Source organism: Schaalia canis (assembly GCF_003858455.1).
Classification (GTDB): Bacteria; Actinomycetota; Actinomycetes; order Actinomycetales; family Actinomycetaceae; genus Pauljensenia; species Pauljensenia canis.
Genome location: NZ_RQZF01000004.1, coordinates 121,768 through 134,701, shown reverse-complemented (window position 1 = coordinate 134,701; position 12,934 = coordinate 121,768). Strand labels below are relative to the sequence as shown.

Annotated in this window: 8 protein-coding genes; all 8 read left to right on the top strand. The window is 59.8% G+C overall.

Annotation, left to right across the window (positions count from 1 at the left end; all coding sequences use genetic code 11):
- Positions 1 to 2: 2 nt before the first annotated feature.
- The 8 genes from EII11_RS05995 (at position 3) to pknB (ending at position 12,522) form a co-directional block, all read left to right on the top strand.
- Positions 3 to 3,110 (top strand): DUF2232 domain-containing protein, encoded by a 3,108-nt coding sequence (locus tag EII11_RS05995; protein ID WP_205649247.1) that lies wholly within the window; start codon positions 3 to 5, stop codon positions 3,108 to 3,110.
- A gap of 170 nt (positions 3,111 to 3,280) precedes the next feature.
- Positions 3,281 to 3,991: an FhaA domain-containing protein gene (locus EII11_RS05990; protein ID WP_124870075.1), complete on the top strand. Its 711-nt coding sequence runs from the start codon at positions 3,281 to 3,283 to the stop codon at positions 3,989 to 3,991.
- Positions 3,991 to 4,473 (top strand): FHA domain-containing protein FhaB/FipA, encoded by a 483-nt coding sequence (locus EII11_RS05985; RefSeq protein ID WP_124870072.1) that lies wholly within the window; start codon positions 3,991 to 3,993, stop codon positions 4,471 to 4,473. The genes EII11_RS05990 and EII11_RS05985 overlap by 1 nt, the downstream gene beginning before the upstream one ends.
- A 2-nt stretch (positions 4,474 to 4,475) precedes the next feature.
- On the top strand, positions 4,476 to 5,783 hold the full coding sequence (locus tag EII11_RS05980; protein WP_124870069.1) for a PP2C family protein-serine/threonine phosphatase: 1,308 nt from the start codon (positions 4,476 to 4,478) through the stop codon (positions 5,781 to 5,783).
- The gene (locus tag EII11_RS05975) at positions 5,770 to 7,188 is read left to right on the top strand and encodes an FtsW/RodA/SpoVE family cell cycle protein (protein ID WP_124870066.1); all 1,419 of its coding nucleotides are present in this window, start codon (positions 5,770 to 5,772) and stop codon (positions 7,186 to 7,188) included. Before EII11_RS05980 ends, EII11_RS05975 begins: the two co-directional genes overlap by 14 nt.
- Positions 7,185 to 8,642, top strand: a complete 1,458-nt coding sequence (locus tag EII11_RS05970; protein ID WP_124870063.1) for a peptidoglycan D,D-transpeptidase FtsI family protein — start codon at positions 7,185 to 7,187, stop codon at positions 8,640 to 8,642. Before EII11_RS05975 ends, EII11_RS05970 begins: the two co-directional genes overlap by 4 nt.
- Positions 8,639 to 10,531: a serine/threonine-protein kinase gene (locus EII11_RS05965; protein WP_124870060.1), complete on the top strand. Its 1,893-nt coding sequence runs from the start codon at positions 8,639 to 8,641 to the stop codon at positions 10,529 to 10,531. Before EII11_RS05970 ends, EII11_RS05965 begins: the two co-directional genes overlap by 4 nt.
- Positions 10,504 to 12,522 (top strand): Stk1 family PASTA domain-containing Ser/Thr kinase, encoded by a 2,019-nt coding sequence (gene pknB / locus EII11_RS05960; RefSeq protein WP_124870057.1) that lies wholly within the window; start codon positions 10,504 to 10,506, stop codon positions 12,520 to 12,522. The genes EII11_RS05965 and pknB overlap by 28 nt, the downstream gene beginning before the upstream one ends.
- The last annotated feature ends 412 nt before the right edge of the window (positions 12,523 to 12,934 follow it).

Here is a 12,934-nt window from a genome sequence, read left to right as displayed (position 1 = left end):
CGATGCGCTCTGATTGTGCAGATTGCCCTCGGCGCACTCCGCTTTCTGCCGTTGAGATCGCTAATACGGGGATTATGGCGGGCTTGTCGGTGGCCTTGGGGGTGTTGTCTACTGTTTTTCCGGTTTTTCAGCTTGCTTTCCAGGTTGCTGCGATTGTGCCGATTGCGATGGTGGCCACGGCTTTTCGCTTTCGTGCGACGCTTGCGGTGGTGGTTGCGGCGATTGTTGTGTCGGGGGCTGTGGGTGGCGCGTTAACGGCCGCTCAGGTTGCTCAATCCTGTGTGATTGGAGCCTCGATCGGCGCCCTCCACCGTCGAGGGGTGGGGCGCGCGGGGGCCGGTGTCGTGGGAGTGTTTCTTGGTGTGTTCCTGGGCGGCGTGACTGTTGCTTTGCTGTGGCTGTTTGAGCAGTCGCGCATCCTTTTTCTTGAGGCGATGCGCAGTGGTTTAGCCGGTTATGTGAAGCTGCTTGCTTATGTGCCGGGAGCATCTGGCGTTGTCGAGCAGGCCACTGGGCTACTTGATGTCTTTTTGCGCTATTGGTGGGTGTGGGTACCTGTGATGGTTCTTGTGGGAACCTTTGCGGCAACCCTTGTGTCGTTTATTCTTTTGGGCGCTGTTTTGCGTCGCCTGCATTATGGCTCGCATTGTGATCGCCTCGAAGTTAGGTTCATTCCCTCTACTGGTGGTGTGGGGGACGGGCAGGACTTTCCGGCTCCGCTCCCTTTGGAACTTCGCGGGGTGTCTTTTGCCTACGAGGATGAAGCGCGGGCCGTCTTAACGGATGTGAACTTGCGTTTCGAGGCCGGAGAGTTTGTCGTCATTGCGGGGGCGAATGGTTCTGGGAAGTCGACCTTGGCTTCGATCATTGCGGGTGCCACACCCGGTGGTGGGCAGGTTATCTCTCCTGGTTCGCGTGGTTTAGGTCAGGTGGGTGGCACGGCTTTCCTCACGCAACGCAGTGAAGTGCAGGTGGTGGGCGATACCGTGTGGGAGGACATTTTGTGGGGTCTGCATCCTGCTGACGCCTCTCAGGCTCACGAACTTCATGCCCTCGCCCGCCGGTATTTAGAGCGTGTTGGTTTGGCAGAGAAAAGCGAGTTGCAGACACGACGCTTATCGGGGGGTGAGTTGCAGCGCCTCGCCTTAGCGGGGGCGTTGATGCGCGCACCTGCTGTGCTGATCTGTGATGAGACGACGGCCATGGTTGACCCGGCTGGCCGTGAGCGCCTTTTGAGTATTTTTGCTGAGCTTGCTGCGGAGGGCACTTGCGTTATCCACATTACCCATGACCTGTGCGAGGCCGCTGGGGCCACTCGCCTGGTGCGAATAGAGGCAGGTAAGGTCATTTTTGATGGCCCCCCTGAGGGGGATCCTGAGTGTGCGCAGGCTGTGCGTGACGGGCGTTCTTCCCTTTTAGGGGATGCTTTCTCTGTTGCCTCGCTTCCTCCCAGTGACGCAGGTGAGCACCACAGTGCAGAGGCGTTCGCCGTGCAGGGGAATCGTGAGGCGGCTCAGCGCCTCAGTCCAGATGGTCAGGTTGAGCACCTGTGGTTGTCGGGAGTCCACCATTATTACGACGTGCTCACGCCATGGGAAAAGCCCGTCCTGCACGATATTGATTGCATTGTCTCTCCTGGGCAGTCTGTGTTGATTACTGGCGAGAATGGTTCGGGGAAAAGCACCTTGGCCCGTATTATGGCCGGTCTGGTTACTCCCACCTGGGGCCGCTGTCTGTTGGCGAATCGCCCAATGTGGACGCGCGTGGGCGCTGTGGGTATCTCTCATCAATTCGCTCGACTTCAGCTCCTTCGTCCCACTGTTGGTGAGGATATTGTCGAGGCCGCTGGCGCGCATGGCCTCTCTGAGGATGAACGTGCGCTCGTTGTTGAGCGGGCTCTGAAGTCGGTGGGCCTGCCTGTTTCTTTCGCTGAGCGCGGTATCGACCAGCTCTCTGGCGGTCAGATGCGCCGCGTTGTCTTGGCAGGTCTGTTGGCCTCGAAACCTTCAGTGCTTATTCTTGATGAGCCTTTTGCGGGTTTGGATAGGCAGGCGCGTCATCACCTGGTGTCCCTTCTGGCTGCGCAGCGTCGACAGGGCATGGCCCTCATTATCATCTCCCACGATGTTGAAGGGCTCGTAGGCTTATGTGACCGGCATCTTCTGCTGGAAAATGGGCGCCTTTATGACCCTTCTGACCTGCCCACCCTTCCGTCTTCCTCCGAGGCTAACGGGATGTCACAGGTTCACGGGGTGTCCCAGGTCAGCGGGGTGACACAAGTCAGCGAGGCATCACAGTCGCTTGGGCGATCCGAGCAGACGGCCTCGCCCCGCAAGGCCCGCCCTCATCGTCCGGCCTCGCCGTCAATGCCGCGCCCCCTCCCCTGGGATAGCGGGATTTCGCGCATGTGGGTGGGGACGAAGATCCTGTGCTGGGCGGCCCTGTCAACGACTGTGCTTTTTGTCCCCACATGGTTATCGTTACTGGTCAGTGCGACTGTTCTTGCTGCCGCATCCTTTGTGGCGCGCGTCCCTCGCAGTGCGATCCCACGGTTCCCACTGTGGTTCTGGGCGGGAATGGTCGGCGGCATGGTGGGAGCCTGGCTGGGTGACGGCCTACTCATCTTTGTGCGTGCCTTCGTGTTAACCGTCGTGATTATGTGGGGAACGGCCATCATCTTGTGGACCTCTCCACCATCTGCCTTCCCAGCGGCGATTCGTCAACTCCTCGCGCCTTTACGGTGGGTGGGCATGCCTGTGAAGGAATGGGCGCATGTCATGGCGATGACACTGAAAAGTGTTCCTCTCATGCGTGACCAGTCTCAAAGTATTAGCGACACGCTCGCCATGCGCCACTATGTACTCCGTCACGCGCAGGGCGGCTCTGAGGGAGGGCCTCGGCTCTTCTCGCATCTAAGCGACGTAGTGACCGCTTCCCTTTCGGTTGCTGCTCAGCGCGCGAATGACCTGGGGCGCGCAATGAGTATGCGTGGCGGGATCCCGCCCTTTCCTTCAACCTCCCCCACAGTGGGGTGGAGGGACGTCTCCGGCGTGATGGTCACCCTTGCAGCTGTGCTTGGCATTGTTGTTGGCGCGACGTATTTCTCGTGAAATTTCGACAGTTAAGAGAAATCATGCACCCATCTTTCTAATGAAGTGGCTAGACTGGCTGTGGCGGTAGTGTCGGCACCGGAGACTTTTGTTATCCCATCAGCCTCACGCATGACATGGCACCGCCCTTGATGGACCCTGCAAATGTGGGGAGAGGAGAGTAAACGAGCATGAGCATCTTCGACCGTTTCGAAAATGCTGTGGAACGAGGAGTCAACAGCGCCTTCTCCCGCGTGTTCCGATCCGGCCTGAAGCCAGTTGACATTACAACGGCTATCCAGCGGGCCATGGATGACAACACCTCCGCCGTCTCTTCCAGCCGCATCATTGCCCCCAATCACTTCACCGTTCATATCGCCCAAGGAGACGCCGACACTCTCGGGGCCGAACTGCCCGTCCTCGCTGAAGAGTTCGCACTGCAGGCCACCGAACACGCGGCCTTCCACGGATACGCCCTCCTTGGCCCCGTTGAAGTAATCTTTGAACTCTCTGCCGTTGAAGCGACCGGGCAACTCAGCATCGACACCGCCAATCGGCGTGGTTCCGTCGCTCCCGCAACCGCGGTTGCCCCCTCACCTGAACACCCCATTATCGAGGTTGAAGGGGAACGCTGGCTCCTGAAAGAAGCCGTCACTGTTTTGGGCCGAGGCTCCGAATCTGACATTGTCGTCAATGACGGTGGGGTGTCCCGCCGTCACCTTGAACTACGTATTACTCCCACTGGTGTTATCGCCACAGACCTGGGATCCACCAACGGTTCTTTCGTGGAGGGCCACCGCATTGACGCCGCCACCCTCGTTGACGGCAACCAGATCACCATTGGCCGCACGAACATCATGTTCTGGACCCACCCTTCCGATGTGACGCCCGAGGTCAGCTAATGACCAGTGACCTCGCCTTCAATATCTTTCGCCTCGGATACCTCCTTTTACTATGGCTCATGGTGTTCGGAGCCGTCGCCGTGCTTAAACGCGACATTTTCGGCACCGTCGTCACCCCGCGCGGGAAAGGCCGCAAAAGTGCTGACCAGCGGCGCAAACAATCCCGCCGAGGACGCTCGTCCTCCCAATCCATCCCCCAGTCACTGCTCATCACAGGCGGCCCATTGGTGGGCATGATCCTGCCGCTGAGTAACTCTCCCATCACGATTGGCCGCTCCCCCTCATCCTCACTGGTCCTCGAAGACGAGTACGCCTCAAGTCGTCACGCCCGCCTTTCCCCCGGCGAGGGCGGATGGTGGATTGAAGACCTCGGTTCACGCAACGGCACCTTCGTTGACGATGAACGTCTCACTGAGCCTCGTCCGCTTGCGCCCGGAACCACCGTCCGAATCGGCCAAACAACCCTTGAATTGGTGCGGTGATCATGGCCCCCCCTAACGTTGAGTTCCGATACGCTGCCCGATCTGACATCGGTCTGAAGCGATCCAGTAATCAGGATTCGGGCTATGCGGGCCATAACCTGCTTGTCCTGGCCGACGGTATGGGTGGCGCGGCAGGTGGCGATATTGCCTCCTCGGTTGCTGTCGCTCACCTTGCCCCCCTTGGTCTTGAGTCTCACTCGGCTGACACTCTGCTTCCTCTGCTACGCCAAGCTTTCCTGGATGCGCACGCTGAACTCCTGGATCGTTCTACACGCGAACCTGAACTCACTGGCCTTGGCACCACCTGCATTGCGATTTTGCGATCGGGGAATAAGCTCGCGATGGCTCACATTGGAGACTCTCGCGCTTACCTGCTGCGCAACGGGCAACTCGCCCAGATCACCACCGATCACTCGTTCGTGCAATTCCTTGTCTCTCAAGGGGAAATCACCCCCGAGGAAGCTCTCGATCACCCGCAGCGCAATGCTGTCACCAAGGTCTTGGGCTACAACGAAGTTGATGCCATCCCTGACGAAACCGTACGTGAAGCCGTTGAAGGCGACCGTTGGCTTTTATGCTCTGATGGCCTGTCTGGCCTCGTCTCTGACGACACGATTGCCCAGACCTTGCGTGACTACGAGGATCCCAGTGAGTGCGCTGATGCTCTCATTGATCTCGCTCTGCGCGCCGGTGGAACCGACAATGTCACCTGTATTGTTGCCGACGTTGTTCCCTCCACAGGCGGCGGCGACACCACCCCACAGATCGTGGGTGCTGCCGCTATTGACCGCACGGCGCCCTCTCGGATGGGACCTGGAGCAGCGGGACGTGCCGCTGCGCTTTCTACCCAGCCGGGCGCATCCGACTATTTTGACGAGGACGCCGACGCAGACGAACCCGCCCGCGCACGCTGGTGGACGCCGGTTATCTCCCTCATTGTCACCGCGATCGTGCTGGGCAGTGGATGGTTGGGCTACACCTGGGCGCAGACCCAGTTCTACGTCCTGGGTTCTCAGGGGAAGGTTGTCATCTATCAGGGGATCCCACAGTCCCTTGGATCATGGGAACTGTCCACCCCTGTTGAGATCACCGACATTTCCCTGGAGTCTTTGCCGCAGGTTGAACGTGAACGCCTCCAAGAGCCCGTCATGCGCAGCTCCCGTGACGAGATCGACCAGTATGTGATGCAGCTACGCGAAGCGGCACTCAAGCATGCGCAGCACACCTCAGCGACCACCTACCTCACGCCTCCGACAACACCCCAGTCAGATGCTACGCAGCAGTCAGGGGGTGCCCGTGGCAACGGTTAGTGTTGCACCAGCGCGTCCTCGCCGCGTCGTTGAAATGCTTCTCATGCTCATTGCTGTCGCATTGGGCGTGGGCGGGTATGCGCTGACCACCATTAACCGCACAGGCGAGGTTCCCGGTAACCTCGGCCAGCATATTGTCATCCTCATTGTTTTGGCCGTTGTTGCTGAAGTCGGCATGCATATCCTTGCCCCTTATGCTGATCCCGTTATTTTGCCGATCTCTGTGGCGCTGACAGGCATTGGCCTGGCGATGATTTACCGCCTCGATATGTCCTATGAGCTTCTCGGCCAGGACACGGTGGGGTTGAATCAACTCATCTACGTTGGCATTGCGATCACTCTTGCCGCTATCGCGTTGTTCTTTGTACGCGACCACCGTTCCCTGCGTCGCTTTACCTTCACCTTCGGCGTTGCCTCTCTGATTCTCCTGCTCTTGCCAGTTATTCCAGGCCTGGGCGTGGAAACCTATGGCGCCCGCGTGTGGATTAAGCTCGGCCCGCTCTCCGCCCAGCCCGGTGAAATCGTCAAGATTACGCTGGCGATTTTCTTCGCTGGCTATTTGGTTGCTAACCGCGACAAACTCGCAATCGCCGGCCGGAAGATTTTCGGTTTGCAGCTTCCTCGTGGGCGCGACCTGGGGCCAATTATTGCCGTTTGGCTCATTGGTATTGCCATCCTCGTTTTCCAGCGCGACCTGGGAACCTCGCTACTCTTCTTCGGCCTGTTCGTTGCCATGCTGTATGTGGCAACCAACCGCGTCTCGTGGCTGATCATCGGTGTTGCTCTGTTTACGCCCGCCGTTGTTCTTGCCATCTCGGCGTTCCCGCATGTTGGCGTGCGATTCAACATTTGGCTCAACGCTATGGATCCAGAGGTCTACAGCGCCAAAGTTGGTAGCTCCCAGCAGCTTGTGCAAGGGATTTTTGGTCAGGCCTCTGGTGGTTTGACCGGCACAGGATGGGGCGAGGGTTACCCGCAACTGGTGCCGGTAGCCAACTCAGACTTCATCTTGTCCTCCCTTGCTGAGGAACTGGGCCTGACCGGCCTGGCAGCGATCCTCATGCTCTACCTCATCCTCATTGAACGCGGTCTGCGCGCCGCTATTGGCGTGCGCGACGGCTTCGGCAAACTCCTCGCAACGGGCCTGAGCTTCTCCCTTGCCCTGCAGGTTTTCGTCGTGCTGGGCGGCCTCACCCGCGTTATCCCCCTCACCGGCTTGACTGCGCCCTTCCTCGCCGCTGGCGGTTCCTCCATGGTGTCATCATGGTTAACCATCGCCCTTCTGGTGCGCATTTCTGACGCCGCGCGACGCCCCTCGCACAACTACACGCCGTGGGTGTCAGGTTCTTTCCTTCTGGGCGATGCTCCCGCTGCGCGAAAGGCAGCAGAAGGAGCGCAGGCATGAACACTCAAATTCGCCGGATTTTCATCGTCATCATGGGCCTCTTTGCCATCCTTGGCCTAGCGGTGTCGAATATCCAAGTTCTTCAAGCACCCAGCTTGAATGCGGATTCTCGGAACTCACGCACGATCTTGCACTCCGCTTCCCTTGACCGTGGCCCCATCATTGTCGCCGGAACAGCAGTGGCGTCCTCACAAAAGATTGAGGACTCCAAACGCTACCAGCGCCACTACAGCGAAGGCCCTCTGTACGCACCCGTGACCGGCTACTTCTCATCCGCGTTCACCACCGCCACCGGCCTGGAGGCTGTCGCTGAGAACGTGCTTGACGGTGAATCCCAGGCCCTCCTTGGCCAACGCTTACGTAACCTTTTTGCCGGCGAAAGCCGTAAGGGCGGTGGCCTCGTACTGACAATCGACCCCACCTTGCAACGCCTCGCGGCAGAGCAACTGGGCAACCGCAAGGGGGCCGTGGTCGTTCTCAACGCGCAAACGGGGGCGATTCTGGCCCTGTACTCTTCGCCCTCCTACGATCCGAACGCCCTGGCCGTGTTTGATTCTGCTGAAGCCGAAGCCGCTCACGAAGCCCTCATTGAGGACCCGCGCTCTCCCCTGACGAACCGTGCCATTGCCGGAAACCGTTACGCACCCGGGTCGACCGCGAAAATCCTCACGACCATCGCGTTGCTGGAAAAGGGTGCTTTCACCCCGGAATCACGCATCCTGTCTCCTGTGACTGTCAATCTGCCGGGCACGTCCACGCAGGTGTCAAATATCGAATCCTCCGAATGCGGTGACGGTAATCCAACCCTGCAAGAAGCCTTCGCCCGCTCGTGCAACACAACCTTTGTCAAAGCAAGCGAGCAGCTCAACGCCAAGGATCTTGCCACTGTCGCCTCACGTTTTGGTTTCGGCCGTGATCTGGATATTCCCCTCGAAGTGACGCCGTCGTACTTCCCTGACGAGACGGACGCAGCGCAAACCGCTTTGGCTGCGATTGGCCAGTACACCGTTCAGGCAACGCCGCTGCAAATGGCGATGGTGGCACAGGGTATCGCCGCCAATGGTGTTGTCATGCGGCCGTTCCTCGTCTCTGACATCGTTGACGCTGACCTGCAGGTTCGATCGACAACGACGGCGAAGGAATACTCCAACGCCATCAGCCCTGAAATTGCCGCCCAACTCAATGCCATGATGCGTGACGTTGTCCACCAGCCCTATGGCACCGCCAATGCTCTGGATATTCCAGGACGCTTGGTTGCAGCAAAGACAGGCACAGCCGAGCTCGGAGATGGTTCCGGTTTCGCTAATGCGTGGGCCATTGGTTTTGCTCCCGCTGATAACCCTCAGTTGGCATTTGCCGTCCTCGTTGAAGGAGATGACACTGATCCCGTCCCCCATGGCGGCACCTCTGCCGCTCCGATTGCCCGTGTTCTTCTGGAAGCGGGGTTGAAATGACAGGAACTTCTCGCAATAGCGCCGGCCGTATGATTGGTGGCCGCTACATGCTGCTCTCCCTTATTGCCAAGGGCGGCATGGGTGAAGTCTGGAAGGCACGCGACCAGCTCTCAGGCCGTCTTGTTGCCGCTAAGGTCCTCCGCCCCGAACTCTCGGGGGAGGAACTGCCCCTGTCACGCCTCCGTTTAGAGGCGAAGAATACCTTGCGGATTGAGCATCCGAATATTGCTGCGGTTCTGGATTCTGGCGAGGACGGCGGCTGCGGGTGGCTGGTGATGGAGCTTATCGACGGTCGCCCCCTGACGGACTACCTCAAGGGTGGACAGCGCCTGAGCGCTGAGTACCTCATTCCCGTGCTCATTCAGATGGCAATGGCGTTGAGTGCCGCGGCTGCGGCGGGCGTTGTTCACCGTGACATTAAGCCCGCGAATGTGCTTATCCGCCCCTCTGGCATGGTGAAGATTACTGACTTTGGTATTTCACGGACGGCCGATCAGGTTGATCTGACTGCCGTTGGCATGGTGATGGGCACGGCTCAGTATTTGCCGCCAGAACAGGCTCTTGGTGAGGTTGCCACCACTTTGGGTGACCTCTACGCCCTGGGCGTTATCGCGTACGAGGCCGCAGCCGGTAAGCGGCCGTTCACAGGCTCATCGCAGGTGGAGATTGCTTTTGCTCATGTGAATGAGGCTGTGCCGCCACTGCCGTCCGACGTGCCTGCCCCCTTAGCGCAGGTCATTATGCACCTGTTGGAGAAGGAGCCTTCTCAACGTCCTGCTTCAGGTCGCGCACTCGTTCGTGACCTGGTCGGGGCGGCGCAGGCTTTGGACATTCCTATTTCTCCTCGCCCACTGCCTCAACCTGGCGGTGTTACACCTCAGGCTCCCGCGCAGCCGGTTGTTTCTCCCATTGAGCACACGCCGGCGCGGACCCTACCTGAGGAAATGCTCCGACCCGTTGACTTTGAGGCTGCCTCACTGGATGCGGTTGTCGGCCCTGAGTCTTCTCGCGCACCTCAGCCTCACCATGCGGCTCCCGCAGCGGTTGCCGCCGTTGATGTGGCCGCCACCGCTGAGGGCAGTGCTGGGATCACCGTTGGACAAGCCGATGTGGGGCATGAGCCCCATTCGGATACGAGTATGAGCGCTCAGTTGGCTTTGAAGCTACGCCACCGTGGTTCTCAGCACAGTGAACGTGGAACCGCTGATTCTGTTGTGGTTCCGCACTTTGCGCCGGTTCGGGAGGCCCACTCAGGCGCTCTCCCGCAGGCTTCAGCTCCAGCAGCTCTTCCTCAGCCTGTCTTGCCTCCCACCTATGCGCCTGCTCAGACATCAACACCTGAAGTACCCGCAGTGGCACCCTCGCAGGCCCCTCCTGCTCCCACTCCAGCAATGCCGACCCCCGCGCAGGCAGCGCCAGCAGCCCCCCAGCGGCCTGCTCCTCCCAGCTTTGCACCACCCCCGCAACGGGTGGCGGCCTCGTCCCACGCGGAGACTGAACGCGCAGGAAACGTGCCGTCCTTCCGTCCCGTGCGAGCCGACTCGACCACGGCACCCCAGCGTTTCTCTCGCCGCCCGCAGCGTCATGCTCCGCAGCGGCGCGCCCCTATCCTGTGGCATAGCGTGACACCGGCTTCCATTGAAGCCGCCGCAGCTCCCACGCGACGCCCCATGCGCACGCGCTACTCGCGTTCCATCACTGCGCCACCCACACCACTGTGGCGTCTCATTCTTCGGTGGCTGATCGCCGGGATTATCTTCCTGGCCTTAGTCGCCGTCGCTTTGGCAGTATTGTTTTCAAAGTTAGGGTTCGCGTCGGCTGTGCTCGGCGCTGAGTTCCATCCACTCCAGGAGGTCACAACATGGTCGACTCCATGGCCCACCACCTAGGTGGCCGATACGAGGTACGCTCGCTCATCGGCCGAGGCGGCATGGCCGAGGTCAACCTAGGCTTCGACACCCGCCTCAATCGCATTGTCGCTATTAAGCGACTGCGGACGGACCTCGCGCGCGATTCCGTGTTCCAGGCGCGATTCCGCCGCGAAGCACAGTCGGCGGCCTCCCTGAACCACCCCAATATTGTCGCCGTCTATGACACCGGGGAAGAAGACATCATTACCCCCGACGGTTCCACCGTGTCCGTGCCCTACATCGTCATGGAGTACGTGGAGGGCCACACCGTGAAGGACCTCCTCTCTGACGGCACTGCGGTTCCCATCGACGAAGCTGTTGAGATTGCCGCGGGTGTCCTCTCGGCTCTGGCGTACGCGCACACGGCAAACCTCGTTCACCGTGACATCAAACCGGGCAATATCATGCTCACGAATGATGGCAAGGTGAAGGTGATGGACTTCGGTATCGCCCGCGCCCTTACCGACTCCCAAGCCACCATGACTCAGACGAACGCTGTGGTGGGCACCGCGCAGTACCTCTCCCCCGAGCAGGCGCGTGGCGATCAGGTTGATCCTCGCTCCGACCTGTATGCGGTGGGTGTGCTGCTTTTTGAGCTCCTCACCGGCCAGCCTCCCTTCCGCGGAGACTCAGCAGTGTCGGTGGCCTACCAGCATGTATCTTCCCTCCCTCCAGCACCATCCACGCTGGCTGCCGATGTCCCCGTGTCACTTGATCGTGTCGTCATGAAGGCGATGGCAAAGGACCCCGCTGACCGTTATGAGTCCGCTGCGGTCATGCGCACCGACCTTACTCGTGCCATGCATGGTATGGATGTTGAAGCTCCGGCCACCGAGGTCTGGGGCACGCCCTCGGAAATGACAGCAACGATTCCGATGCCTCCCCCGGTGACGGCAATGCGCCCCCGCCCCACCACTGAGACTACGGTGGCGCCCTCCTTTGCTCAGGTGACCGCTCCTGAAGCTCCTGAACGTAAGAAGCCTGTGGCACTGCTAGTGTCCCTGCTTGCACTGCTGGCGTTGGCCATTGCCGGTGGCGCTTTCTTGCTCTTTGGAAACGACACCGCTCAATCAGATGAGATGCTCGTTGAGGTACCCCGCACGCTTGCTGGTATGACTCAGGACGAGGCCCGTCGCACCCTCGAACCCCTCGGGCTGAAGTTCGCTCTTGGCGGCGAGGAAAACTCCGACACTGTCGAGAAGGGGCGCATTATTCGTACCAGCCCTGAGGGGGGCCAGTCTGTCAAGCCTGGCGAAACCGTCGTTGCCACGATCTCGCTGGGCCCGAACTCTGTCACGATCCCTAGCGACATTCTGGGACGCTCCTACGATGAAGCTAAGAAACTTCTGGAGGATCTCGGGCTGACTGTTGAGAAGGATTCTGAAACGGTCGCCTCTGATGAGATTGCGAAGGATCTTGTTGCCAAGACCAACCCCTCCCCCGGACAGAAAGTGAAGGGGAGTTCTACGGTGAAGCTCACGCTCTCCTCTGGCCCCGATTCAGTGGAAGTCCCAGACCTGTCGAATATGAACCAGGATCAGGCCCGTGACGCCTTGACGGCTAAAGGTCTGATTGTCGGTAATGTTGACATCATTGATGGGCCCTACACCAAGGGCTTGATCGTCAGCTCTGAGCCTGCATTCGGTGAGTCGGTGAAGAAGAACAGTGCCGTGCGCCTGATGATTGCCTCTGGTGACATTGTCATTCCCTCTGGCCTGGAGGGTAAGACTGAAGCTGAGGTTGTCGCCGCGCTGACAGAGGTTGGCTTGACCGCTGAGGTGAATCGCCAGCCTAATGAGGCCGCGAAGGATATTGTCTTTGCGATTTCACCCAAGGGCGGCCAGAAGGTTCCCTTCGGCCCTTCAAGCCGCGTGACGGTGTTTGTCTCCACCGGACCGCAGCAGCCACAGCCTTCCAACCCGACTACTCCTGGCACCCCTGCACCATCCACTCCGGGTAATGGGAACTGATCTCATCGCACTCATGAGACCTATAGGCACTCAGAAGCTGATTCGGTAAAGCCTGAGCTGCTTAGTCTCCTGGGGCGTGTGGTGGTGAACGGCAGTTGTCGTTCACCACCACACGCCCCATTGTTTTAGCCGTTATCGCGCCTAACAGTGTCCCCTTGGACCAAGGGGCACACCCGGAGGCAGCGGAGACGGATGCGGCCCTGGCAGGCGGATAGAACTCCGACAGGCAGATAGAGCCCTGGCAGGCGATAGGACTCTGGCAGGCGGATGGGCGCGTGGTCGCATGCCCATCCGCCCGCACCGCGCTTCAGCTCATGTGCCGAGCCGTAACACACCCACCCCTTCCATCGCATTGGGACGCATCGCGCTCCCGCATGTGACTCCAGCAGAAATGCACCCGCCTGGGTGGGTT

Excerpts from the sequence above, each read along its gene's own strand:
- EII11_RS05995 (WP_205649247.1), top strand. The coding sequence starts at position 3 with ATGCGCTCTGATTGTGCAGATTGCCCTCGGCGCACTCCGCTTTCTGCC.
- EII11_RS05990 (WP_124870075.1), top strand. The coding sequence starts at position 3,281 with ATGAGCATCTTCGACCGTTTCGAAAATGCTGTGGAACGAGGAGTCAAC.
- EII11_RS05985 (WP_124870072.1), top strand. The coding sequence starts at position 3,991 with ATGACCAGTGACCTCGCCTTCAATATCTTTCGCCTCGGATACCTCCTT.
- EII11_RS05980 (WP_124870069.1), top strand. The coding sequence starts at position 4,476 with ATGGCCCCCCCTAACGTTGAGTTCCGATACGCTGCCCGATCTGACATC.
- EII11_RS05970 (WP_124870063.1), top strand. The coding sequence starts at position 7,185 with ATGAACACTCAAATTCGCCGGATTTTCATCGTCATCATGGGCCTCTTT.
- EII11_RS05965 (WP_124870060.1), top strand. The coding sequence starts at position 8,639 with ATGACAGGAACTTCTCGCAATAGCGCCGGCCGTATGATTGGTGGCCGC.
- pknB (WP_124870057.1), top strand. The coding sequence starts at position 10,504 with ATGGTCGACTCCATGGCCCACCACCTAGGTGGCCGATACGAGGTACGC.